This window comes from Pseudomonas sp. ABFPK (assembly GCF_001586765.1).
Classification (GTDB): Bacteria; Pseudomonadota; Gammaproteobacteria; order Pseudomonadales; family Pseudomonadaceae; genus Aquipseudomonas; species Aquipseudomonas asiatica.
The window spans coordinates 49,964-74,406 of the sequence record NZ_LQXW01000056.1 but is presented as its reverse complement, the minus strand read 5'-3'; the positions used below and the strand labels follow the sequence as shown (position 1 = coordinate 74,406).

At 64.9% G+C, this 24,443-nt stretch carries 21 protein-coding genes; 13 read left to right on the top strand and 8 right to left on the bottom strand.

Features of this window, described 5'->3' with window-relative positions:
• Positions 1–7 precede the first annotated feature (7 nt).
• Positions 8–952, bottom strand: coding sequence for a LysR family transcriptional regulator (locus WM94_RS24410; RefSeq protein WP_023663061.1), 945 nt, complete (start codon positions 950–952; stop codon positions 8–10).
• A gap of 214 nt (positions 953–1,166) precedes the next feature.
• Between WM94_RS24410 and WM94_RS24405 the strand changes: the two genes are divergently transcribed.
• From WM94_RS24405 to WM94_RS24390, 4 genes are read left to right on the top strand one after another with little or no spacing between them, the layout of a single operon-like run.
• Complete coding sequence (locus WM94_RS24405) at positions 1,167–3,020, top strand: DUF1302 domain-containing protein (protein ID WP_061552310.1); 1,854 nt, start codon at positions 1,167–1,169, stop codon at positions 3,018–3,020.
• Positions 3,021–3,042: 22 nt separating this feature from the next.
• A complete protein-coding gene (locus WM94_RS24400) occupies positions 3,043–4,353 on the top strand; it encodes a DUF1329 domain-containing protein (protein ID WP_082810638.1) in 1,311 nt (436 codons plus the stop codon).
• Positions 4,353–4,739, top strand: coding sequence for a YidH family protein (locus WM94_RS24395; RefSeq protein WP_061305941.1), 387 nt, complete (start codon positions 4,353–4,355; stop codon positions 4,737–4,739). Before WM94_RS24400 ends, WM94_RS24395 begins: the two co-directional genes overlap by 1 nt.
• The gene (locus WM94_RS24390) at positions 4,732–5,025 is read left to right on the top strand and encodes a DUF202 domain-containing protein (protein ID WP_039614524.1); all 294 of its coding nucleotides are present in this window, start codon (positions 4,732–4,734) and stop codon (positions 5,023–5,025) included. Before WM94_RS24395 ends, WM94_RS24390 begins: the two co-directional genes overlap by 8 nt.
• Before the next feature lie 82 nt (positions 5,026–5,107).
• Here WM94_RS24390 and WM94_RS24385 read toward each other — a convergent pair whose 3' ends face one another.
• Positions 5,108–7,069, bottom strand: a complete 1,962-nt coding sequence (locus WM94_RS24385) for an alkyl/aryl-sulfatase (protein WP_061552308.1) — start codon at positions 7,067–7,069, stop codon at positions 5,108–5,110.
• Positions 7,070–7,170: 101 nt separating this feature from the next.
• Positions 7,171–8,094, bottom strand: coding sequence for a LysR family transcriptional regulator (locus tag WM94_RS24380; protein ID WP_061552307.1), 924 nt, complete (start codon positions 8,092–8,094; stop codon positions 7,171–7,173).
• 83 nt (positions 8,095–8,177) lie between these two features.
• Between WM94_RS24380 and WM94_RS24375 the strand changes: the two genes are divergently transcribed.
• Genes WM94_RS24375 through WM94_RS24355 form a run of 5 tightly spaced genes read left to right on the top strand, consistent with a single transcriptional unit; the run spans position 8,178 to position 14,015 of the window.
• A complete protein-coding gene (locus WM94_RS24375; protein ID WP_061552306.1) occupies positions 8,178–9,416 on the top strand; it encodes a 3-hydroxyacyl-CoA dehydrogenase in 1,239 nt (412 codons plus the stop codon).
• Positions 9,413–11,188 (top strand): acyl-CoA dehydrogenase C-terminal domain-containing protein, encoded by a 1,776-nt coding sequence (locus WM94_RS24370; protein WP_039614520.1) that lies wholly within the window; start codon positions 9,413–9,415, stop codon positions 11,186–11,188. The genes WM94_RS24375 and WM94_RS24370 overlap by 4 nt, the downstream gene beginning before the upstream one ends.
• A 30-nt stretch (positions 11,189–11,218) precedes the next feature.
• On the top strand, positions 11,219–12,382 hold the full coding sequence (locus WM94_RS24365; protein WP_031325707.1) for an iron-containing alcohol dehydrogenase: 1,164 nt from the start codon (positions 11,219–11,221) through the stop codon (positions 12,380–12,382).
• Positions 12,382–12,834 carry a thioesterase family protein gene (locus WM94_RS24360; protein ID WP_003260181.1) on the top strand — a complete coding sequence of 151 codons (453 nt, stop codon included), beginning with the start codon at positions 12,382–12,384 and terminating at the stop codon, positions 12,832–12,834. The genes WM94_RS24365 and WM94_RS24360 overlap by 1 nt, the downstream gene beginning before the upstream one ends.
• A complete protein-coding gene (locus WM94_RS24355; protein ID WP_061552305.1) occupies positions 12,831–14,015 on the top strand; it encodes an acetyl-CoA C-acyltransferase in 1,185 nt (394 codons plus the stop codon). The genes WM94_RS24360 and WM94_RS24355 overlap by 4 nt, the downstream gene beginning before the upstream one ends.
• A 95-nt stretch (positions 14,016–14,110) precedes the next feature.
• On the opposite strand, the gene WM94_RS24350 is transcribed toward WM94_RS24355, so the two are convergent.
• Positions 14,111–14,971 carry a CAP domain-containing protein gene (locus WM94_RS24350; RefSeq protein WP_061552304.1) on the bottom strand — a complete coding sequence of 287 codons (861 nt, stop codon included), beginning with the start codon at positions 14,969–14,971 and terminating at the stop codon, positions 14,111–14,113.
• Positions 14,972–15,114: 143 nt separating this feature from the next.
• On the opposite strand from WM94_RS24350, the gene WM94_RS24345 reads away from it, so the two are divergent.
• Positions 15,115–15,411, top strand: a complete 297-nt coding sequence (locus tag WM94_RS24345) for a DUF3144 domain-containing protein (RefSeq protein ID WP_015269483.1) — start codon at positions 15,115–15,117, stop codon at positions 15,409–15,411.
• Between the two features lie 174 nt (positions 15,412–15,585).
• Here the strand turns inward: WM94_RS24345 and soxR are convergent, their stop codons facing one another.
• Positions 15,586–16,041: a redox-sensitive transcriptional activator SoxR gene (gene soxR, locus WM94_RS24340; RefSeq protein WP_039614512.1), complete on the bottom strand. Its 456-nt coding sequence runs from the start codon at positions 16,039–16,041 to the stop codon at positions 15,586–15,588.
• Between the two features lie 85 nt (positions 16,042–16,126).
• Between soxR and WM94_RS24335 the strand changes: the two genes are divergently transcribed.
• Together WM94_RS24335 and WM94_RS24330 are read left to right on the top strand one after the other, a co-directional pair.
• Positions 16,127–17,224 carry an efflux RND transporter periplasmic adaptor subunit gene (locus WM94_RS24335; protein WP_061552303.1) on the top strand — a complete coding sequence of 366 codons (1,098 nt, stop codon included), beginning with the start codon at positions 16,127–16,129 and terminating at the stop codon, positions 17,222–17,224.
• On the top strand, positions 17,221–20,301 hold the full coding sequence (locus WM94_RS24330) for a MexW/MexI family multidrug efflux RND transporter permease subunit (protein WP_061552302.1): 3,081 nt from the start codon (positions 17,221–17,223) through the stop codon (positions 20,299–20,301). Before WM94_RS24335 ends, WM94_RS24330 begins: the two co-directional genes overlap by 4 nt.
• A gap of 199 nt (positions 20,302–20,500) precedes the next feature.
• Here WM94_RS24330 and WM94_RS24325 read toward each other — a convergent pair whose 3' ends face one another.
• The 3 genes from WM94_RS24325 to lysA all read right to left on the bottom strand — a co-directional run bounded on the left by WM94_RS24325 (position 20,501) and on the right by lysA (position 23,320).
• Entirely contained in the window at positions 20,501–21,238 is a 738-nt protein-coding gene (locus tag WM94_RS24325; RefSeq protein WP_061552301.1) for a GntR family transcriptional regulator, read from the bottom strand.
• Positions 21,239–21,297: 59 nt separating this feature from the next.
• Positions 21,298–21,741, bottom strand: a complete 444-nt coding sequence (locus WM94_RS24320; protein WP_061552300.1) for an acetyltransferase — start codon at positions 21,739–21,741, stop codon at positions 21,298–21,300.
• Between the two features lie 346 nt (positions 21,742–22,087).
• Positions 22,088–23,320: a diaminopimelate decarboxylase gene (lysA, locus tag WM94_RS24315; RefSeq protein WP_061552299.1), complete on the bottom strand. Its 1,233-nt coding sequence runs from the start codon at positions 23,318–23,320 to the stop codon at positions 22,088–22,090.
• A 124-nt stretch (positions 23,321–23,444) separates the two neighbouring features.
• On the opposite strand from lysA, the gene WM94_RS24310 reads away from it, so the two are divergent.
• Positions 23,445–24,350 (top strand): LysR family transcriptional regulator, encoded by a 906-nt coding sequence (locus WM94_RS24310; RefSeq protein WP_061552298.1) that lies wholly within the window; start codon positions 23,445–23,447, stop codon positions 24,348–24,350.
• Positions 24,351–24,443 lie beyond the last annotated feature (93 nt).

Below are 24,443 nucleotides of genomic sequence, written 5' to 3'. Positions count from 1 at the left end.
GCTGCGTTCAGAGGCTCTGCTGGGGGAGGGGGGCACGCTCTATCAGGGTGCCTTTCCAGCGCTCGCTGCGCACCGCATCCACGAGCAGCCCGCGCACCAGGTCGCGCATGCAGGCGGCGGCGAACGACAATGGCTTGTGTTGCGAATGGGCCAGGGCAATCGTACGAGTGATGCGCGGCTCCACGATCAGCCGCGCGCTGGCCGGGGCGGCCAGGTCCAGCAATGGCGGCCAGTTGCTGATGGTCGCCGCCAGGCCGGCGCGTACCAGGCTGGCTATGCCGGGCGCAGACTGCTGTTCATAGCTTGAATCCAGGGCTACGCCGGTTTCCATGGCCGCCTGCTCGATGCGCCTGCGCAGGTGCAGGCTGCGCGGCGGCATTACCAGCCGGCTCGACGCGGCCTCGGCCAGGGTGATCGGTGAGTCGTCCGGACCATGCGCAGGCAGGCCGACCCAGTACAGGTCTTCGGAGAACACGGGCTCGGCGACAATGTGCGCCAGCTCCTCCGCATTGGGCACCACACCGAAATCCACCTTGCCCAGCTCGATCGCCTGGCCGCCTTCGCGGCTAAGGCCGTCCCATACGGTGAGCTTGATACCAGGAAAGCGCGCCTGCGCCTGGGTGATGATGGCTGGCAACAACAGCGCCGAAGCCGTGGCCGGAATCGAGATGGCCACGTGGCCCTTGGGGTTGCCGCGGCTGGATTTGAGTTCGTCCTTGACCGAATCAAGCTTCTGTATCACCGAGCGTGCCACTTCGTACAGCTGGCGCCCTGCATCGGTCAGCTCGATGCCGTCATGCTGGCGCGCCAGCAACTGCATTTCCAGCTCGCTTTCCAGCAGTCCTATCTGACGGCTCAATGCTGGCTGGGCAATGAACGCGTGGCGCGCGGCGTTGGAGAAGCTGCCGGCTTCGACAATGGCAATCAGGTAACGCAGCTGTTTCAAAGTCATGGCAATTCTCAGGCTATGCCGAAGTGGTATGGCAACTATCGAGAGACGTTATTTGTTCAGCTCTAGTGGCCTACTTAGTATCGGGGAACACCGGATCGAGGATAACAGAAACTTTCACTTATTTACCCAGCCCCTTTTACACAAGCCTTTGCGCCGTGTTTCGGCGCTAACTCGCAACTCACTCTCGAATAAACACAATAAGAGGTTAAGAGTGATGGCATTTCGTGCTTCTGGTCTTTCGGGACCATTGTCGCTGCTTGCGTCGTCTGCACTTTTTTCTGTGCCTGTCCTGGCTGTTCAATTTAATCTGGGAGAGTTTGAAGGACAGTTTGATTCAGCGTTTTCGTTTGGCACCAGCATTTCCACTGCCAACCCGGACCCGGCTTTGCACAATAGTGCAAACAGTGATGACGGCCGCCTGAACTTTGCCTCGGGTGATGTATTTTCGGCAGTGTTCAAAGGTACCCATGATCTGGAGCTCAAACATGCCAACCTGGGTGTGTTCCTGCGTGGCACCTACTGGTACGACACGGCGCTGCGCGACCATGACCAGCGCTTCAAGCAGGTCGAGGACAACAACCGCAAGCGCTCGGCCAAGACCGCAGGTACCCAGCTGCTCGACGCCTTTGGCTACTACCTCTACGACATCGATGGCCAGCCAGGCTCGGCAAGGCTGGGCAAGCAGGTAGTGAACTGGGGCGAGAGCACCTTCATCCAGGGCGGGCTGAACGTCATCAATCCCTTCAACCTGGCGGCGCTGCGCCGCCCAGGTTCCGAGGTGAAGGACGCGCTGGTGCCGGTGAACCTGTTCTACTTCACGCAGAACCTGACCGAGGCGTTGTCGGTCGATGGCTTCTACCAGTTGGACTGGGACCAGACCCAGCTCGACAACTGTGGCACGTTCTTCTCCAACAACGACTTCCTGCCCGATGGTTGCGATGGCCTGGACGTGGGAGCCAGGTTGCTTGGCAACCCGGCTGCCGTGGCCGGCCTTGCACCGTTTGGCGTGAACCTGACCAGCGAAGGCGTGCGCATACCCCGGGGCAGTGACCAGGATGCCCGCGACGGCGGGCAGTGGGGTGTGTCGTTGCGCTGGTACGTGGCGGCGCTGGATACCGAGTTCGGTGCCTACGCAGCCAACTATCACAGCCGCACGCCTTATCTGGGGACGGTCAGCAGCCCTTATTTCGACAACAGCCGCTTCGCCCCCCAGTTGTGCGCCAACCTGGGTATCGGCCCGGCCGGTTGCGCCGGGTTCCTCGGCTCCGCTGCCGGTCAGTCGCTGGTCGGTGCATTGCGCCTGGGTACCTCCCAGTACCGTGTGCAGTACCCCGAGGACATCCGCATGTACGGGTTGTCGTTCGCCACCACCCTGCGCAGCGGTACGGCCCTGCAGGGTGAGCTGAGTTACCGGCCGAATATGCCCATGCAACTCAACGGTACCGACATCATCCAGTCGCTGCTCAACGTCGAGGGGCGTTCGCCTTTGCTGGGCGACGGGCTGCGGCCAGAAAGCGCCAGCACCCTGTTCGACGGCTACCGGCGCAAGGAGGTGACCCAGCTTCAGGTGACCGCCGTACATGCCTTCAGTCAGGTGCTGGGGGCCAACCAGATGCTACTGGTGGGCGAGGCCGGGGCCACCTACGTCGGCGGGCTGGAGGGCGGCGGAGGCCCGCGTTACGGCCGCTCGGGTACCTTCAACAGTGGCGAGCTGGCGGACAACAGCGTCTGCCGGGCGATTTCCAAGACGCCAGAGCACTGTAACGACCAAGGCTTCATGACCCCGTTCTCCTGGGGCTACCGGTTACGCGCGACCTTGACCTACCCCAACGTGATCGCCGGCTTCGACCTGCGGCCGAACCTGTCCTGGTCACACGATGTGCACGGTACAGGCCCGGTGGAAGGCTCGGCTTTCAGCGAAGGCTCCAAGGCCATGAGCGTCGGGCTGGATGCGACGCTTGCCAGTACCTACAGCCTGAGCCTGTCGTACACCGACTTTATCGATGGCGACTATGGCACCCGTGGTGACCGGGACTTTGTCTCGCTGAGCCTGGGCGTCACCTTCTGAGGGCATGATGATGAATATGCGAATGGTGATGATCGGCCTGTTCTGGGCCAGCGGCGCGCTGGCTGCGACAGGCCTGCCAGACAACCTGACCCCTGTGGGCGCCGAACGCGCGGCCAGCCCGGACGGCCGTATCCCGGCCTGGCAAGGCGGGTTGAGCGTCGCCCAGCAGCGCCTGGGTGACAACGGCACGCCGCTGGATCCGTATGCCGCCGAGCAGCCGCTGTACCGGATCACGGCGGCCAACTATCGGCGTTACCAGGGCCAGCTTTCCGACGGCCAGGTAGCCTTGCTCAAGCGCTTCCCGCACACCTTCGAACTGCCGGTCTACCCCACCCATCGCAGTGTCGCGGTGCCTGCCGGCGTCGCCGCCTCGGCCGCCCGCAATGCAGCGCAGGCGCAGCTGGATGACCAGGGCAACGGCCTGCGCGGGTTCAATGGAGTGATTGCGTTTCCCCGGCCGGACAACGGGCTGGAAGTGATCTGGAACCATCTGACCCGGCACCGCAATGCCAGTTACATTCAGATGTCCGACAGCGTCACACCGTTCAAGAACGGCCGCTTCGTGCTGATGAGCGCGCGCCAGGATGTAGCCCGCCCGGAAGGCCTGGGTGGGCTGGGTGCAAGCAATGTGTTGTATTACTTCACCTACCGCATGACGGCACCATCACGGCTTGCCGGTGATGCCATGGTGGTTCACGAAACCCTTGACCAGGTAGCCGAGCCCCGCTTGTCCTGGGTCTACAGTGCCAGTCAGCGGCGTGTGCGGCGCGCGCCGAACATCGCCTACGACACCACGGGGCCAGGCACCGCAGGCCTGCGTACTGCCGACAGCCGCGACATGTTCAATGGCGCCCCCGACCGTTACCAGTGGAAGCTGCTGGGCAAGCAGGCCCTGCACGTGCCGTACAACAGCTACCGCCTGGCATCGCCCGAGCTGCGCTATGCCGAGCTGATCAGGCCTGGTCATGTCAATCCGGCGCCCACACGCTACGAGCTGCACCGGGTGTGGGTGGTGGAGGCGACGCTGAAGCCCGGCGCACAGCACATCTACGCCAAGCGACGCTTCTATGTGGACGAAGACACCTGGGCCATTCTCGAAACCGACAGCTACGATGCTGGCGGCCATCTGTGGCGTACATCACAGGCCCACAGCTTCTACCACCCAGGCGGCGAGGTGGCGGTCAACGCAATGGAGGTCACCTATGACCTCAAGAGTGGCCGCTACCATGCGTCGGGGCTGATCAACCAGCAACGTCGCCCGTTCGACTTCAATGTTCGCACCAGCCTTTCGTATTTTTCTCCTGGCGCCCTGCGCAGCTTTGGCGTGCGCTGATGGACGCCTTTGAACCACGGCCGGACTGGGCTCGGCGTCTGCTGGGGCAGGGCGAGGCGCCCGACCCTCGCTTCACCTTGGCCAACGAGCGCACGTTCCTGGCCTGGATCCGTACCGCGCTGGCGTTGCTGGGAGGTGGCATTGCCATCGAGACCTTTGCCGGCCAGGCCCTGCAGGCGCCGCTTCGGCTCTGGCTTGTCGGCAGCCTGATGTTGCTGAGCATGTTGCTGAGCGCTGGCGCCTGCCTGCGCTGGCTGCGAGTGGAGCGTGCCTTGCGTCAGCTCCGGCCATTGCCGCTGCCGGCGCTGGTGCCGCTGTTGGCCCTGGGTTGCCTGATCGCGGCGTTGATGGCCGCTGTCGTGTTGTGGCCGCGCTGGCATGCCTGATCCGGGCTTGCAGGCCGAACGCACCGAACTGGCTTGGCGGCGTACCTGGTTGGCGCTGGTGGCGGTCGCGGGGTTGGCTTTGCGACAGGGCGACCTGGCGCTGGCGGCAGTAGTCGGCTTCGCAACGCTGACGCTGTTGACCCGCCAGGGGCGGCGCTACAGCGAGGGGCTGGCGATGTTGCGGGCCGAGCGCGGTCAGCCTGCGATTCTGCCGGTAATGGCACTGGGTAGCGCGGTGTGCCTGATGGCGCTGGCAGGGTTGTACCGGTTGGCGAACGGGGGCTGAAACCCCTCCCACAGATACGATGTGAATCCAGACGCCATTGCGGTACCTGTGAGAGCGGGCTTGCCGGCGAAGATGCCGGCGCTCAGGGGGTCACGATGTTGAAACGGGAATCGGCGTTCTCTAGGCCGCCCATGAAACGCAGGAATTTCACCCGTTCACCTTCGATGGAGATCTCGCCCAGCGTGGCCTCCTTGAGGAACCCGGTCTGCTTCAGGGCAATACGGTCCAATGTCTGTTTGCTCATGCTCACCTGCACATCGGCCTGGGCGTGACGAGTCAGGTCGCGATGGGTGAGCACGCCGTTGCGCAGGGTCAGGGCGTAGTCTTCACCCAGGTCGGTGAAGCGCCAGTTGATGCTCAGGTCGCTCTCCGCCGCCTTGAAGGCATCCACCCGTACCCCAAGGTAATCGAAGAACAGGCTTGGGGTCAGTGCCCGCACCATGTCGTCGGCATTGCCGCCACTGCCGGTGGCGGCGGCTATTCCACCGCGCAGCTCCTGGGCGCCGCTGAGGTAGGCGTTGCGCCAGGTAGCGTTCTCGCTCTGGTAACCCAGCTGTTCCAGCGCATCGGCCTGCAGTTCGCGCGCTGCGGTATTGCCCGGTTCGGCGAACACCAGATGGTTCACCAGCTGCGCGACCCAGCGGTAGTCACCTTCGGCAAAGGCTTGGCGTGCCTGGGCCAGCACCTGATCGGCGCCACCCATTGCCGCCACGTAGCGCTTGCCGGCAGCTTGCGGCGGCAGTGGGTCGAGGTTGGCCGGGTTGCCATCGTAAAAGCCCATGTAGCGTTGGTAGACCGCACGTACGTTATGGCTTAGCGAGCCATAGTAGTCGCGGCTGTACCACTTGCTTGCCAGGCGCGGCGGAAGGCTGGCCAGGCTCTGGGCGATTTCCATTGGTGTCTGGCCCTGGTTGATCAGGCGCAAGGTCTGGCTATCGATGAAGACATACATGTCGCGCTGGTCGGCCAGGTACTCGCGGATTGCCGGCCCGCCCCAGGTCGGCCAGTGATGCTGGGCGAACACTACCTCGGCCTGGTCGCCGTAACGCAACAGCGATTGGTCCAGGTAGTGCGCCCAGACTTTCGGGTCGCGTACCAGCGCACCGCGCAGGGTCAGAACATTGTGCTGCACGTGGGTGGCATTCTCGGCCATGCACAGAGCCTTGAGCCCAGGGAAGTAGATGTTCATCTCCGCTGGCGCTTCGGTGCCAGGGGTCAACTGGAACTCTACCTCCACGCCGCTGAGGGTCATGCGTTGCAGCGGCTGGCTGATTTCCAGCGTCGGCGCTATCAGGCTGACGGTGGCGTTGGCCGGCACCCCTTTGCCCAGGCCGGCATCCACTTGGCCGCGTGGCCCGCGGGGCAGCGGGGCACCGTACATGTACTGGGCGCGGCGTTTCATGGCCGGGCCGGCCAGCACGTTTTCGCCGATGGCATGCTCGAAGAAGCCTTCGGGTGCAATGACCTGGACCTTGCCGGCCTTTACGTCCGCCTCGTCGATCACCCCGCGCGCGCCGCCGAAATGGTCGATGTGCGGGTGGGTGTAGATCAGCGTGGTCACCGGCTTGCGCGGGCGGTGCCGAAAATACAGTTCAAGGCCGGCCTTTGCGGTTTCGACGGCCAGCAGCGGATCGAGCACGATCAGCCCGTCCTGGCCTTCAACGATGGTCATGTTGGCCAAGTCCAGGCCGCGGATCTGGTAGATGCCTTCGGTGACCTTGAACAGGCCGGCGATGGTGTTCAGCTGGGCGATGCGCCACAGGCTCGGGTTTACCGTGGCCGGGGCCTGCGTCGGGTCGAGAAAACGATACTGACCCAGGTCCCACACAGTCTTGCCATCGGCGGTCGCGACCGGCCCGTCGAAGCGTTCAAGCAGCCCGCGCCGGGCCGCTTCGAAATCCCCGTGGTCATCGAAAGGCAGGCGTTGCAACCATTGCTGGTTGCTGGCCTGGGTGGCCGGGGTGGCATCCTTTGCCGCCGTAGTGGCCAGGCTCGGGAGGGGCGCCAGCAGGGCGAGCGTCAGCATCGACAGTGGGAAGCGCATGGTGTGTCCTTGTTGTTATGGTGGCGGACCACTGTAGGGGACGGGTTCGGGCACCAGCCAATACCAGAGCGGCATGGTTGCCATCGCATTTGCTGATGGCCTCAGGCAGGCGGAAGCTCCATGATCTGCTCCACCAGCCAGGCCAGGGCGGGGTCGTGCCGACGATGGGTCAGGTGCACCAGTTCCAGCTCGAACGGCTCCAGGGCGAAGGGCAGTTCATGCACCGCCAAGGGCAGCAACTTGGCGAACTGCTGCGCAAGTTGCCGCGGCAGCACCACGCACATCTCGGTGGCGGCGGCCAGATGCGCTGCTTGAAGGTAGTTGGGGGTGGTGTAGGCAATTTTCCGGGTCAGGCCTTGTTCGGCCAGCCATTGGTCGACCATGCCGCGGGTCTGGCCACCGTGTACCCAGATGTGCCGCAAACCAAGAAACGCCTGAAGATCCAGTGCCTGGTCCGGCGCCAGTTGCGGATGCTTCTGGCGCAGCGCGACTTGCAGGGTTTCACGCCTCCAGGGGCGGCGGCTGAAACGTGCCGGCACCTCATCGAAGCGCCCCAGTACCAGGTCGAGGTCGCCGCGGTCCAGCGCTTCGGCCGGCAGGTTGGGAGCCAGGTGCACCACATCGATGCGCAAGTGCGGGGCCAGTACCTGCAGGCGTGCCAGCAGCGGTGGCATGCACAACTGTTCGACGAAGTCGGTGAGGGCGATGCGCAACTGACGGTGGCTGCGCTGTGGCTCGAAGGCATCGCCAGTGGCCAGGGTCTGCTCGATTTGTTGCAGCGCCGCTCGAATCGGCCCTTCCAGCGCCAACGCCCGTGGCGTAGGGCGCATGCGCCGGCCCACACGAACCAGCAGCGGGTCGCCCAGCTGGTCGCGCAACCGCGCCAGGGCGTTGCTGACAGTGGGCTGGGTCAGGGCCAGGCGTTCAGCCGCCCGTGAGACGTTCTGCTCGCGCAGCAACATGTCGAAGACCCGCAGCAGGTTCAGATCGAAGTTGGAAATATTCATGGGCAGAATATATGGCATACGAAATTGAAATTTCAAAAATACCTGCGGCCTGCTTAGGGTGATGCCTGTCCTCATACCTACAACAAGCAGGAGCGTTGCGCGTGAATACCCCCTTTCCGATCAACCAGGTGGCCGTGATAGGCGCAGGTACCATGGGCCGCGGCATTGTCATCAGCCTCGCCAGTGCCGGGCTGTCGGTGCTGTGGCTCGACAGCAACGCATCAGCCCTGGACGCTGGCCTGAGCATGGTCAGCCAGGCCTTGACCCAGCAGGTGGAGAAGCAGCGTGTCACCCAGGCCGAGGCCGAAGCCTGCCTGGCGCGAGTGCAGGCGGTGGATGGCTACGCCGCGCTGGCCCAGGCCGATCTGGTGATCGAGGCAGTGTATGAAAGCCTTGAACTGAAACAGGAAATCTTCCGGGCCCTGGACCAGCACCTCAAACCGGAGGCGATCCTGGCCAGCAATACCTCGGCGCTGGACATCGACGCGATCGCGGCGGTGACCCGGCGACCGTCGCACGTACTGGGCCTGCATTTCTTCAGCCCCGCGCATGTCATGAAGCTGCTCGAGATAGTGCGCGGCGCGCACACCGACCAGGCGGTGCTCCATACCGCCCTGGCGCTGGGCGAGCGCCTGGGCAAGGTGGCGGTAGTGGCCGGCAACTGCCCCGGTTTCATCGGCAACCGCATGCTGCGCAGTTATGTGGCCGAAGCGCGCAAGTTGCTGCTCGAAGGCGCGCTGCCGCACCAGGTGGATGCGGTGCTGCAACAGTTCGGTTTTGCCATGGGCCCGTTCCGCATGTACGACGTGGTCGGTATCGACCTGGAATGGCGTGCCCGCCAGCTGGCCAGGCAGGGCATGCACGATCCACTGGTGCAAGTGGATAATGCGCTGTGTGATCTGGGCCGGCTGGGTCAGAAGACAGGGAAGGGCTATTACCGTTATGCACCTGGCAGCCGCCAGGCCGAGCATGACCCCGAGGTCGACGCCCTGGTGCTCAAGATTTCCAACGACCTGGGTTACCGACGCCGGGGCATCAGCGCCGAGGAAATCGTCGAGCGCTGCCTACTGGCGCTGGTCAACGAGGGCGCGAAGATTCTGCAGGAAGGCATCGCTGCCAGCAGCGCCGACATCGACCGGGTGTGGCTCCACGGCTATGGCTTCCCTGCGGCCACAGGTGGCCCGATGCGCTGGGCCGATGACCAGGGTGCAGCATTCGTCCTGGCTCGGCTGGAATACCTGCAAAGCGTACTGGGCGAGCACTGGCGCCCGGCCGCTCTGCTCTGCACGCTGGTGGCCAACGGCAAGCGTTTCGAGCAGCAGGCGGAGGTTCAGGCATGAACTACCAGGCTCCCTTGCGCGACATGCGCTTCGTGCTGCACGAGCTGTTCGACGTTGCCGCCCATTGTCAGCAGCTGGGTATCGAACTGGACCGCGACACACTCGACGGCATACTGGAAGAGGCCGCGCGCTTTACCGGCGAGGTAGTCGCTCCGCTCAACCGCAACAGTGACGAGCAGGGCTGCCAGCTGGCTGATGGGGAGGTCATCACGCCCGATGGTTTCCGCGACGCCTACCGGCAATACGTGGCCCATGGCTGGGCCAGCATGACCGGGCCGCAGGCTTACGGCGGGCAGGGCCTGCCGCAAATGGCCTCGGCCAGTTTCCACGAAATGCTGATGGCCGCGTCGTTGTCGTTCCGCATCTACTCCGGCCTCACCGAAGGTGCCGTGCTGGCTTTGCATCGTCATGGCAGCCCGGCGCTGCAGCAGTCCTATCTGGCGCGCATGGTCAGTGGCGAGTGGGCCGGCACCATGTGCCTCACCGAGCCGCAGGCCGGCACCGACCTGGCCTTGCTGCGCACCCGTGCCCAGCCGCAGGTCGACGGTTCCTATCGCATCACAGGCAGCAAGATCTTCATCAGTGGCGGCGAACAGGACCTGACCGACAATATCGTTCATCTGGTACTTGCACGCCTGCCCGATGCGCCGGCCGGGGTGCGGGGCATCAGCCTGTTCCTGGTGCCCAAGCTGCTGCCGGGCGGCGAACGCAACGCGTTGGGCTGTGGCGCGCTGGAGCACAAGATGGGCATCAAGGGCGCCTCGACTTGCGTGATGAATTTCGACGGTGCCCAGGGATGGCTGGTAGGCGAGGCCAACCAAGGCCTGGCGTGCATGTTTACCATGATGAACGACGCCCGTTTCCAAGTCGGCCTGCAAGGGCTGGGCATTGCCGAAGCGGCCTTCCAGGGGGGGCTGGCCTATGCACGCGAGCGCTTGCAATCGCGCGCGCTGACCGGCCCGGCGGCGGCGGACAGGCCGGCCGATCCGATCATCGTCCACCCGGATGTGCGACGCATGCTGCTGACCCAGAAAACCCTCACCGAGGGCTGCCGAATGCTGGCCATCTATACCGCCCGGCAGCTCGACCTGGAGCACGCAGCGGCTAGCGATCAGGCACGCATGGGCGCAACCCGGCGGGCTGCACTGCTGATCCCGATCGTCAAGGCGTTTTTCACCGATGTCGGGCAGGAGGTCGCCAGCCTTGGCGTGCAGCTATATGGCGGACACGGTTATATCCGCGAGTGGGGCATGGAGCAGTTGATGCGCGACAGCCGCATCACCCAGCTCTATGAAGGCACCAACGGCATCCAGGCTCTCGACCTGGTGCGCCGCAAGCTGCTGGGCGACGGCGGGGCCGAGCTGAACTTGCTGGTCGATGAACTGGCCCTGCATGTCGAGGCGGCTGGTGTCGGTGGTGGTCTGCATGCCATGGCGACAGCGGTCGGGCAGCGCCTGGAGGAATGGCGTGCGCTGGCAGGCCATGTAGTCGAGGCTTGCCAGCGTGACCCTCAGGAAATGGGCGCGGTCTCGGTGGACTTCCTGGCCTACTCGGCCTATGTGCTGCTCGCAGCGTTTTGGCTGCAGGCAGCCGTGCGCGCCGAGACGGCGCTGGCTGGCGGCAGTGCCGAAACGGATTTCTACCGGGCCAAGCTGCACGCGGCGCAGTTCTACTGGCGACGCGTCCTGCCCCGCGCCACCGCGCACCGCGAAGCCCTGCTGGGCGGTGCAGATTGCCTCATGGCACTGCCAGCGAGTGACTTCGCCTTCTGACGCAGGGCCAACGACGACAAGGAGAGCCAGATGCAGCCTTTCAGCTTTGCCACTACCGGGCAGATCCTCTGCGAAGCGGGCGCGGTGCAGCGCCTTGCCACTCTGTGCCGCGAGCGCGGCGCACGGCGCGTGCTGATCGTCAGTGACCCCGGTATCGCCCGCCTGGGCATGCTCGATGATCTGCTACCGGGATTCACGACGGCCAAGGTCGGCGTGGCGATCTTCAGCGAGGTTACCGCCGACCCCAGCGAAGCTTGTGTACTGGCAGCCACCCAGCGGGCCCGGCATATCGGTGCCGACCTGGTGGTGGGCTTTGGCGGCGGCAGTTCGATGGATGTTGCCAAGCTGGTCGCGCTGCTGGCCCACCGCGACTGCAACCAGCCGCTTGCCGAACTCTATGGCATGGACAAGGCCAAGGGCCGACGCCTGCCGTTGATCCAGGTGCCGACCACGGCCGGCACCGGTTCGGAGGTGACGCCGATCGCCATCGTCACCACCGGCGCCACCAGCAAGATGGGCATCGTCTCGCCGCTGCTGCTGCCGGACCTGGCGGTACTCGATGCCGTCTGCACGCTCGGCCTGCCCCCGGCAGTAACCGCCGCAACCGGTATCGATGCCATGGTGCATGCCATCGAAGCCTATACCAGCCGCCTCAAGCGCAACCCGCTGTCCAGCCTGCTGGCGCGCGAGGCGCTGCGGCTGCTGGCGGAAAACCTGGATCAGGCCGTGCACAATGGCGGCAATCTGGATGCGCGTCAGGCCATGCTGCTGGGCGCCTGCCTGGCCGGCCAGGCGTTTGCCAATGCCCCGGTGGCGGCGGTGCACGCGCTGGCTTATCCGTTGGGTGGGCACTTCCACATTCCCCATGGCCTGTCCAATGCATTGGTGTTGCCGCATGTGCTGCGTTTCAACCTGCCCGTGACGGTGACGGACTATGCCCAGCTGGCGGTGCCCCTGTTGGGCGCACGGTTGCAGCCTGGCGACCTGTACCGGCAGGCTGATCAGTTCGTCGAGGAACTGGCCGCGCTGGGCGCCCGCTGCGGTTTGCCTGGGCGGCTGCGTGATGCCGATGTTCCGCGCCATCGCCTGCCGCAACTGGCAGAAGATGCCATGCAACAGCAGCGCCTGCTGGTCAACAACCCGCGTGAAGTCACCCAGGCCGATGCACTGGCCATCTACGAGGCTGCCTACTGATGAGTGTGCATCGGCAACGTGACTACTACCGGCACTACACGCCAATCGCCACCCGCTGGCATGACAATGACGCCTACGGGCACGTGAACAACGTGGTCTATTACGGCTTTTTCGACAGCGCCGTGAACCGCCTGCTGATCGAGCAGGGCGGACTGGATATCCACCATGGCGCGGTGATTGCGCTGGTGGTCAGTTCGGCCTGCGACTACCAGTCGCCTGTAGCGTTTCCGCAGGGCATCGAGGTGGGCTTGGCGGTAAGCCGGCTGGGCAACACCTCGGTGCAGTACCAGTTGGCCGTATTCATCCAGGGCCAATCCCTGGCTTGCGCCACCGGACGCTTCGTCCATGTATTCGTCGACCGGCAGGGCCGACGCCCGGTCCCGGTGCCTGCCCGCTTGCGGCAGGTGTTGAGCGAACTGCAGCCTTTACTCCCCGAGGAATTTCGACCATGAAAGACGCCGTGATCGTAGCCACTGCCCGCACACCCATCGGCAAAGCCATGCGTGGCGCCTTCAACGACCTGAAAACCCCCAGCATGACTGCCGTCGCCATTCGGGCAGCCGTCGAGCGGGCTGGTATCGAGCCGGCGCAGGTGGAGGATCTGGTGCTGGGTACCGCCATGCAGAGTGGTACCGCCGCGATCAACCCTGGCCGACTGTCGGCGCTGGCTGCCGGCTTGCCGCAATCGGTCAGCGGGCAGACCCTCGACCGCCAGTGTGCGTCGGGCCTGATGGCCATCGCTACAGCGGCCAAGCAGATCATTGTCGATGGTATGCAGGTGACCATCGGCGCCGGCCAGGAGCAGATCAGCCTGGTCCAGCAGGTGCACAACCAGCTGGCCAGCGAGGCCTATGACCCTGCCGTTCTGCGAGTGAGCGAACACGCCTACATGCCGATGCTGCAAACCGCCGAGTTTGTCGCCCGCCGCTATGGCATCAGCCGGGAAGCGCAGGACGCCTACGCCTTGCAGTCGCAGCAACGCACTGCAGCGGCGCAGGCGGCGGGGTTGTTTGCCGATGAAATCGTGCCCGTCTCGGCACGCAGGAAGGTGGTCGACAAGCTGTCCGGTGCAGTGAGCCATGAGGAAGTCTGCCTCAGCCAGGACGAAGGTAACCGGCCGGCGACCACCCTGGCAGACCTGCAAGGGCTGAAGCCAGTTGTCGAAGGCGGCTGCGTGACGGCCGGCAATGCCAGCCAGCTGTCTGATGGCGCCAGTGCCTGCGTGCTGATGGAAGGCGCACTGGCCGCAAGGTCGGGCAAGGCGCCGCTGGGGCTGTATCGCGGTATCGCCGTGGCCGGTCTGGCTCCTGAGGAAATGGGTATCGGCCCGGTGCTGGCGGTGCCCAGGTTGCTGCACCAGCATGGCCTGAACGTGGACGACATCGGTCTGTGGGAGCTGAACGAAGCGTTCGCCTGCCAGGTACTGTATTGTGCCCAGCGTTTGCAGATAGACCCTGCGAAGCTGAACGTCAATGGCGGTGCCATTGCCATCGGCCACCCCTACGGCATGAGCGGTGCACGGATGGTCGGGCATGCGCTTCTGGAGGGCAGGCGGCGCGGGGTGAAGTACGTGGTGGTGACCATGTGTGTTGGCGGCGGGATGGGCGCGGCAGGGCTGTTCGAAGTGCTGTAGGGCATCCATCAGGCCAGCCCCGGCGTCTGCGGCTGGCCGCGGGGTGGCCTGCAAGTCTGAACGGCGGCTCGTTCGGGGTCTGCAGCCTGAGTCAGTCAGGGCGCGCCGAACAGCATCGTCCAGTACACGCCGTTATCGCTACGCGAGTTCTCGGCAAAGGCCGCACCCACCTGGGTAAACATCGGGTTCATCAGGTTGGCGCAATGCCCGGGGCTGGCCAGCCAGCCTGCCATCGCCTTGCTCGGTGACCCTTGGCCGGCGGCAATGTTCTCGCCGATCTGCCGCCCACGGTAGCCGGCATCCCATGCCCGATCCGCAGGTAGATCACCGTCGAGGTCGCGGTGCGCAAAGAAATTGTCGTTGGCCATCGCCCGGCTGTGGCGCTGCGCCGCCGTTCCCAGGGCGGTGTTCCAGGCCAGCGGGCGTGCAGCGGCAAAGCGCTTGCGACCACACAGGCGTGGTTTCGCCCGTGCAGCGTTCACCTGTGCCAGCAACGCTCTGCTTGCCGATCGCCCATCGCCAAGCTGGGCATCGAGCAGGGGCCGAGCCAGCAGCACCCGCCACTCGTTGCGTGAGCGACTCACACCGATATCGGCATATTGGCTATCGAGCAGCGCCGTGCAGTAGTCGCTGCGCAGCATGTCGAAGGCCTCCTCGGCATCTTGCGCGCCGACCAGGCGGATGGCCCGCACCTTCACGGCCTGATAACCCGCAGCCTTCAATCCTTCCCGCAATGCCCCGCCGTAGCCGACCGGCAACGCCAGTTTCGGCTTCAGCACCAGCGGCGTCGAGCCCCGGATAATGCGCCGCTCGCAGCGCTGTGGCTGGGTGCGATAGTCGTTGATGGCTGCCACCAGTTGCCTTTCCCCGCTGGCATGGGCGGGGTTGGCGAACAGGTGGAAAAAAGGAATGAGGCAGAGCGAGACAAAGGGGGAGCGACGGACTGCGTGGCGCATGGGGTGAATGGCTCTGGTGAATGGCGGCGGCAAGGCCGAATTAAGGGCTCGGCTAAGACTGTGCGGCTCAATACAGGTTCACGCGTACGGGGTACAATTTTTCGCGGGTACTCAACTTGAATGCTGCAGCAAGGTAAACCGCAATGACACAAGCTACCGATCAGGCTTTTTATGACCGCGCGGATGCGCATATCGAACTGGCGAACCAGCAGATCGAGAAAATCGAAGACCTGGGCAAGGTCAGCGCCTCACTGACCTTCGGCGCCTCGCGCTTCAATGCCTGGATGAGCGCCCGCAGTTTCAAGACCAGTGCGGAACTGGCTGCCGCGCGGGAGGAGCTGTTGAAGTATTTCTGCGAGCAATACCGGATGATGCTCGAGGACAACCTGGACGAGCACATCGAGCATTTCGACCGGTATGTGTTGGGCAAAGGCGACTGAACTTTATGGGGCAGGCGGTCCCTTGTAGGAGCGGCCTTGTGTCGCGAACGGGCTGCGGAGCAGCCCCAGGACCTCAGCCGAAATGCATAAATTGCTGGGGCTGCTCTGCAGCCCTTTCGCGACACAAGGCCGCTCCTACAGGGTACGCGATGCGTGGATAAACCCGGTGACGGGCTATCGGGCCTTCTTCTCCAGAATCCGCGGCCCGGTACCTTCCTTGCCCAGCACATCCTCGGGGTTGCGCAGTGGGCAATCTTCCAGCGACAGGCAGCCGCAACCAATGCAGTTGTCCAGGCTGTCGCGCAACGCTTCCAGGGTGCGGATGCGGGCGTTCAGGTCTTCGCGCCAGGCGGTCGACATCTCGCCCCATTGCGCTGCCGTGAGCTTGCTGTTGGGCGCATAGCGGCTGAAGGCCTGCTTGATCTCGTCAAGCGGAATACCCGTGCGCTGCGCCACCTTGATGATAGCCAGCGTGCGCAGAACCAGTGAAGGATAGCGGCGCTGGTTACCCGCCGTACGGACGCTGGCGATCAGCCCCTTGGTCTCGTAGAAGTGCAGCGCAGAAACCGCCACGCCGCTGCGTTTGGCCACTTCCCCTACCGTTAGCATCCGTGTGTTGTCCGCTGCCATGCCTGTTGACCTCAAGTTAACTCGAGCTCTTATAGTCCTGCCCGATCTTCCCCGCAACCGCTTTCCCTGATGATCGGAGCACTGCATGAACAAAAGGACGTTACTGGCCTGGGCTGGCGCTGTTGCAGGTGTGCTGGCCGCTGCCTATGCATTGGTCGGCAGTGGCTCGGCGCCGCCGGCTGCGGCGGCATGGCCGGCGACCAAGGTGGCGCTGGCCACGGCCGAGCAAGTGCAACTGGCACGGCAGAACTTTGCTTCGGGGGAGCTGGAGGCGGTCAACCAGGTACAGGTGGCGGCCGAGACTGCGGGGCGCATCACCCGCATCGCTTTCGAGTCGGGGCAATTGGTGAGTGCAGGGCAGTTGCTGGTACAGCTGAACGATGCCCCGGAGCAGGCCCAGCGCGTGCAGTTGCGCGCCAGGCTGCGCAATGCCGAAGTGGTGCTGCAGCGCAGCCGCAAGCTGCGCGCGGTGAACGCCGTGTCACAGGAACTGCTCGACAATGCGGCCACCGCCGTGGACGTGGCCAGCGGTGAGCTGCAGCATGTCGAGGCGCTGATCGCGCAGAAGGCAATTCGCGCGCCGTTTGCCGGCAAGCTCGGCATTCGCCGGGTGCATCAGGGCCAGTACCTGAGTGCCGGTGAGACCATCGCCAGCCTGGCCGACATCAGCCAGCTGTACGTCAATTTTTCCCTGGGCGAACAAGCCGCCCCCGAAGTGCACGTGGGGCAACTGCTGGCGCTGACGGTGGATGCGGTGCGCGGGCAGGACTTCCAGGCCCGGGTGGTCGCGGTGGACCCGGTGGTGAGCAAGGCGCGCCTGGTGCAGGTGCAGGCGGCCTTGCCGAACCCGGGCGGGCAGTTGCAGCCGGGTATGTACGCCGGCGTGCGCCTGGATGCCGCGCAGCCGTCAAGCGTGCTGGCCGTGCCGGAAACCGCGATCACCTACACCGCCTACGGGCAGACGGTGTTCGTCGCTACCCGGGACCCTGAACAGGGCACCCGGGTCAGCCGGGTGCGGGTGACTACCGGTGAGCGCTGGCAGAGGCGGGTGGAGATCACCTCAGGCCTGGCACCCGGTGACCAGGTGGTGGTTTCCGGCCAGTTGAAACTGAGCGACGGCATGCCGGTCGAGCCAGTGGCTCAGGACAGCCTGCAGGCCAGCCAGGGAGGGCGGCAATCGTGAAGTTCACCGACCTCTTTGTCCGCCGCCCGGTGCTGGCGCTGGTGGTCAGCAGCCTGATCATCCTGTTGGGGTTGTTTGCCATGGGCAAGCTGCCGATCCGCCAGTACCCGCTGCTGGAAACTTCCACCATCACCATCAGCACCGAGTACCCGGGCGCCTCTGCCGAGCTGATGCAAGGCTTCGTGACCCAGCCGATCACCCAGGCGGTGTCGTCGGTCGAAGGCATCGACTACCTGTCCTCGTCGTCGCAGCAGGGGCGCAGCCTGATCACCTTGCGCATGGTGCTCAACCGCGATTCGACCCAGGCGCTTGCCGAGACCATGGCCAAGGTCAACCAGGTGCGCTATCGCCTGCCGGAAAAGGCCTACGACCCGGTGGTGGAGCTGTCGGCAGGTGACTCCACGGCGGTGGCCTACGTGGGCTTTGCCAGCGAAACCTTGTCGATACCCGAACTGAGCGATTACCTGTCGCGGGTGGTGGAACCGCAGTTCTCCGGCATCGACGGTGTGGCCAAGGTGCAGTCGTTCGGCGGGCAGCGCCTGGCCATGCGCCTTTGGCTGGACAGCGAACAGATGGCCGGGCGCGGGGTGACGGCTGCCGACGTGGCACAGGCGGTGCGTGCCAACAACTACCAGGCGACGCCGGGGCAGGTGCGTGGGCAGTACGTGCTGGCCGATATCCAGGTGGACACCGACCTGACCCGGGTCGAGGACTTCCGCGAGCTGATCATCCGCAACGATGGCACCGACCTGGTGCGCTTGCGCGATGTCGGCACCGTCGAGCTGAGCGCGGCGGCCACCCAGACCAGCGCCACCATGGACGGCAAGCCCGCCGTGCACCTGGGGCTGTTCCCCACCCCGACCGGCAACCCGCTGGTGATCGTCGAGGGTATTCGCCAGCTGCTGCCGCAGATCTGCCAGACCCTGCCACCCGGGGTGGAGGTGGCGCTGGCCTACGAGACCGCACGCTTCATCGACGCCTCGATCGACGAGGTGCTGCGCACGCTGGTGGAGGCCATGGTGATCGTGGTGCTGGTCATCTGGCTGTGCCTGGGCTCACTACGCAGCGTGGTGATCGCGGTGGTGGCCATCCCGCTGTCGATGCTCGGTGCGGCGGGCCTGATGCTGCTGTTCGGCTTCAGCCTGAACCTGCTGACCTTGCTGGCGATGGTGCTGGCCATCGGCCTGGTGGTGGACGATGCCATCGTGGTGGTGGAGAACGTGCACCGTCATATCGAAGAGGGCAAGTCGCCGATTGCCGCGGCGCTGGCCGGGGCGCGGGAAATCGCCGGGCCGGTGATCGCCATGACCCTGACCCTGGCCGCCGTATACGCGCCGATCGGCTTGATGGGCGGGCTGACCGGCACGCTGTTCCGTGAGTTTGCCCTGACCCTGGCGGGGGCGGTGATCGTGTCGGGCATCGTCGCGCTCACCCTGTCGCCGGTGATGAGTTCGCTGTTGTTGCAACCCGGCCAGCAGCATGGCGCCATGGCCAACATGGCCGACCGCCTGTTCGGCATGCTGACCGGGGCCTATGGGCGAGTACTCGCCTACACCCTGTCGCATCGCTGGATCAGTGGTGGTGTGGCGCTTGTGGTGTGCCTGAGCCTGCCTTGGCTGTACCTGCTGCCGCAGCGCGAACTGGCCACGCCCGAGGACCAGGCGGCGGTACTGACGGCCATCAAGTCGCCGCAGCATGCCAGCCTGGATTATGTGGAGCGCTTTGCCCTGAAGCTGGACCAGGTGATGAAGTCCCTCGCCGAAACCACCGACACCTGGATCATCAACGGTACCGACGGCCCGGCCGCCAGTTTCGGCGGCATCAACCTCAGCGCCTGGCAGGCCCGCGAGCGTTCCGCCGCGCAGGTGCAGGCGCAGTTGCAGCAGGCCGTGGCGGACATCGAGGGCAGCAGCATCTTCGTCTTCCAGGTGGCCTCGCTGCCGGGTTCCAGCGGTGGCTTGCCGGTGCAGATGGTGTTGCGCAGCGCACAGGACTACCCCGAGCTGTACCAGACCATGGAAATGATCAAGCAGCGCGCCCGCGACAGCGGCCTGTTCAGCGTGGTGGACAGCGACCTCGACTACAACAACCCGGTGGTCAAGGTGCGCATCGACCGCGCCAAGGCGGCCAGCCTGGGCATCAGCATGCAGGCCATCGGCGAGTCGCTGGGTGTGCTGGTGGGTGAACAGTACCTCAACCGCTTCGCCCTGTTCGGGCGCTCCTACGACGTGATCCCGCAAAGCATCCAGGACCAGCGCCTGACGCCGGCAGCGCTGAACCGCCAGTACGTGCGCGCCGAAAACGGCACCCTGGTGCCGCTGGCCACGGTGGTGCACCTGGACATCGAAGTGGCGCCCAACCGCTTGCTGCAGTTCGACCAGCAGAACGCCAGTACCCTGCAGGCGATCCCGGCGCCCGGTGTGTCGATGGGTAATGCCGTGGCATTTCTCGAACAGCTTGCCGCCGAACTGCCACCTGGCTTCAGCCATGACTGGCAATCGGAGTCGCGCCAGTACGTGCAGGAGGGCTTTGCCCTGATGTGGGCGTTTCTCGCCGCCCTGGTGGTGATCTACCTGGTGCTGGCCGCGCAGTACGAAAGCCTGGTGGACCCGCTGATCATCCTGGTGACCGTGCCGCTGTCGATCTGCGGTGCGCTGCTGCCGCTGGCGCTGGGCTGGGCCACGCTGAACATCTACACGCAGATCGGCCTGGTGACCCTGATCGGCCTGATCAGCAAGCACGGCATCCTGATGGTGGAGTTCGCCAACGAGATCCAGGTGCGTGACAACCTCGACCGTGCCGCCGCCATCGTCCGCGCCGCGCAGATACGCCTGCGGCCGGTGCTGATGACCACGGCGGCGATGACCTTCGGCGTGCTGCCACTGCTGTTCGCCAGCGGTGCCGGGGCCAACAGCCGCTTTGGCCTGGGGGTAGTGATCGTGTGCGGGATGCTGGTGGGGACCTTGTTTACCCTGTTTGTGCTGCCGACGATCTATGCCTTGCTGGCGCGAGACCATCGGGTGACCACGGTGCGGGGGCAGCAGTTGGTGGAGGCTGAGCGGGTGCTGGACATGTGAGGTAAACCTGGCCACTGCTTACAGGCATGCGCGATCCCTGTAGGAGCGGCCTTGTGTCGCGAAAGGGCTGCGCAGCAGCCCCAGGATTTCCGCGCAGGTGCATAAATTGCCGGGGCTGCTGCGCAGCCCTTTCGCGACACAAGGCCGCTCCTACAGGGATCGCGCAAGTTTTGGGATATCGAGCATGGCGCTGGTTTGATCAGCCAGGCGACCGGTCGCGGCGCATCTGGCTAACCAGGGTAAAGCGGTCATCCGGGTGCACCGTCTCGGACACCGCCATCAGGTCGCCGTTTTCCTCGCGGTAATGGCGAATGATCTTCAGCCCCGGTGAGCCTGCCTCGGCCTTCAGCACCCGGGCCATTTCCGCGCTCAGCAACACTGCCCGCACCTGCTGGTCGACCACCGCGATCGCGCGGCCATAGTGCTGCTCGATCAGCCCCGCAATCAGCTGGTCGGGGTGCTCGCGGGCCATCTCGATGACCTCGGCATGGTCGCGCTGCGCGTACACATCGGTCCAGCACAGCGGCGCCGCGTTGTGCACGCGGTCGACACGGATGCTCGACACGCAGAAGTAGTGCTCGCCCGGTACCAGCCCCAGCCGCGCCGCCTCGCTCAGGTCGGCGACGAAGTGGCGCACGTCCTGGATTTCCCGTTGCTGCGTTTCCGCCAGGTGCGCCAGGTCCGCCACGCTGGCCAGTGACTGCGAGTAGCCACCGCGCGGGCTGCTGGCCTCCACCCGGGTGCCTACGCGCTTGCGCCGCGATACCAGCCCTTGGTTGAGCAACTGGTTGATCGCCGCGCGCACCGTGTGTCGGCTCACATCGTACAGGTCGCACAGCTCGAACTCGGTCGGCAGCAGGCTGCCCACCGGGTAGCGGCCGCTGGCGATGCCTTCCATCAAGTCCTTTGCCACGGTGGTATAACGCGTCGGGTTCATACCTTTGGTCTGTCTCGCGAATTTGTATCAGCAGCAGGGGCGCAAAGTCGTCCCGAAAATCAAGCCTGAGCAGGCAAGCTCATATGCAGCAAGGGGAACGGCCGGCCTTCGCCATCCAGCGGTGAGCGGCCGGTCTGGATGAAGCCGTAATGCCGGTAGAACCCCACTGCCTGCGGGTTCTGCTCGTTGACATCGACGCTCATCGCGCTGCGCTTCTGGCGGCCGAAATCAAGCAGCGCGCGGCCTATGCCCTGGCCGTGGCGCTCGGGGGCGACGAAGAGCATTTCCACGTGGTTGCCATTGAAACCGATGAAGCCCAGCGGGCGGTCTTCGGTGTCAACCGCGACCCAGAGCTCGACGGCCTGGAAGTAGACGTCGCGCAATTGCGGCAGCAGTGCGTCGATATCGGACGCTTGCAGAAAGTGGTGCGTGGCGCGCACGGCGCGCAGCCAGATATCGAGCAGTTGCGGGTGGTCTGCAGCGATACTTTGGCGAATGATCATGGAGTCATGCCTGGGCGGTGTATGGCCGGGGAGGCCGGGAGGAAGAAAAAGGGTACCCGGATTGTGTGGGGCAGGGCAATGGATGGTGGGGCAGGTCACCAGCTGATGTGTTGCCCGGGCCGGCCCTTTCGCGGGTAAACCCCCACAAGTAGGCACTGCCCTCGAGCCCGGCGCCGTACCTGTGGGAGGCTTTAGCCGCGAACACCGGCATAGCCGGTGCCATGTACCGCGTTGGATTCTTCGCGGCTAAAGCCGCTCCCACAGGGTACGCGTACCGCTTGCGAATTCAGTTCTCTACGCGGCAGCGCAGCCCAACGCGCTGGGCAATCTGCCTGAAAAACGGTATCTAGATGCCCGCCTCCAGGCCCAGCAAGTCCTGCACCGTCTGCCTGCGGCGAATCATCCGTAGCGCTCCATCCTCGATCAGGAACTCCGGCAGCAACGGCCGGCTGTTGTAGTTCGATGACATCGACGCGCCATAGGCCCCGGCGTCGTGGATCACCAGCAGGTCACCCACCTGCGCCTGGGGCAGGTCGTGCGGGGTCAGTTCCTGGTCATCCTGGGTGAACACATCACCCGACTCGCACAGCGGCCCGGCCACCACGGTCGGCTGCCGTGGGCGGTCAACCGGCTGGCCGTCGGCGTCGAGCAGGGTCATGCGGTGGTAGGCCCCGTACATCGCTGGGCGCATCAGGTCGTTGAAACCGGCGTCGATCATGACGAAGGTATTGCGGCCCACCTGCTTCACGGCGCGTACCTCGGCCACCAGGTAGCCCGATTCCGCCACCAGGAAGCGCCCTGGCTCGATCTCCATGCGCACGGGGTGGCCCAGCATCGCTTCGATTTCCTTGCGGGCCACGGCCCAGGTCCGGGCGTAGCGTTGCAGGTCGACCGGCTTGTCGCTGCTGCGGTACGGGGTGGAAAGCCCGCCGCCAATGGAGAACGCCTCGATGTCCACGCCCAGGCGGCCGATCAGCTCGATCATCGAGCGGGCCACTTGCTCCAGGTGCTGGTAATCCACCCCCGAGCCGATGTGCATGTGCACCCCTACCAGGTGCAGGCCATGGGTTTTCACGCAGGCCAGCGCTTCGCCCAGCTCTTCGTGCCAGATGCCGTGCTTGCTGTTCTCGCCGCCGGTGTTGGTCTTGCGGCTGTGGCCATGGCCGAAGCCGGGGTTGATGCGGATCCACACGCGATGGCCGGGCGAGCGTTCACCCAGTTGGCGCAGCATGTCGATGGAGCCGGCGTTGACTTCGATCTTCGAGGCCACCACCCGCTCCAGGGTCGGTCGGTCCAGCGCGTCGCAGGTCAGCACCACGCCGGCAGGGTCGCCATCCACGCTGGCGCCCGCGGCAAAGGCCCGCTCCATTTCGCCCAGCGACACTGCGTCCAGCACCAGGCCGTGGGCGCGCATCAGGCGCAGCACATGCAGGTTGGGGTTGGCCTTCTGGGCGAAGCGCACGGTTTCGAACACCTTCAGCTGTTCGACACGCTCGGCGATGGTGCCGGCGTCGTAGGCCCACAGCGGCGAGCCGTGCTGGCGGACAGCCTCGGCCAGAAGAGTGAAGGGTGCAGTCATGGTGGCGCTACTCATAAAAGGAAGGCCACGAGAATGAGCCAAAGCAGGAATTCAGAAAAATAGCTATTTTTCTGTCAGCCATTCATATCTGATATGACCATTACCGACTTGCCAGGTGTTGCCCGTGAAACTGTCCGTCCGCCATATCGAAGTGTTCCGCGCCATCATGGCCGCTGGCAGCGTCACCGGTGCGGCGCGCCTGCTGTTCACCTCGCAGCCCACCGTCAGCCGCGAACTGGCGCGGCTGGAGCAGGTAACCGGGCTGAACCTGTTCGAGCGCGAAGGTGGCCGCCTGGTGGCGACGGCCCAGGCGCTGCTGTTGATCGAGGAGGTTGAACGGGCCTACGTAGGGCTGGAGCGCATCGACCGCTTTGCCCAGGCCATCCGCAATTTCGAGCAGGGCCGGCTGGCCATTACCTGCCTGCCGCTGTTTTCCCAGACCTTGCTGCCCAAGGCTTGCCAGCGCTTTCACCAGCAGCACCGGGGCGTGAGCGTGAGTATCCTGGCGCAGGAGTCGCCGTTGCTGGAGGAGTCGCTGGTTGCCCAGCAGCATGACCTGGGCCTGACCGAGGTAGAACAGATACCGCGTGGCGCCTACGGCGAATTGCTGTTCAGCGCCAACATGGTGTGCGTGCTGCCCGACGGGCACCCGTTGCAGGCCAGGGCCGAGCTGGAGCTGAGCGATTTCCACGAGGTCGACTTCATCAACCTGGCCAGCCTGGACACTTACCGGCAGCGCCTGGACCAGCACTTTCGCGCGGCAGGGGTGAACCGCCGCACGGTCATCGAGACCACCAGTGCTGCCTCGGTGTGCGCCATGGTCAGGCAAGGCCTGGGGGTGGCGATCATCAACCCGCTGAGCGGCCTGGAGGCGGCGCAGGGCGGGTTGCCGATCCGGCGGTTGCGGGTGTCGGTGCCGTATCAGGTGATGCTGATCAGGCCGGACCACCGGCCGGCGTCGGCGGCGGTGGAGCCGTTTTGCCAGGCGTTGCGGCAACAGGCCCAAGAAATGCAGGCGGCACTGGCCTGACCCGATTCCCCATTTCGGGCCTTGCGCAGACTCCTGTAGGAGCAGCCTTGTGCTGCGAAGAGGTCAGTGCAGGATTTCAAGAAATTGGCTGAC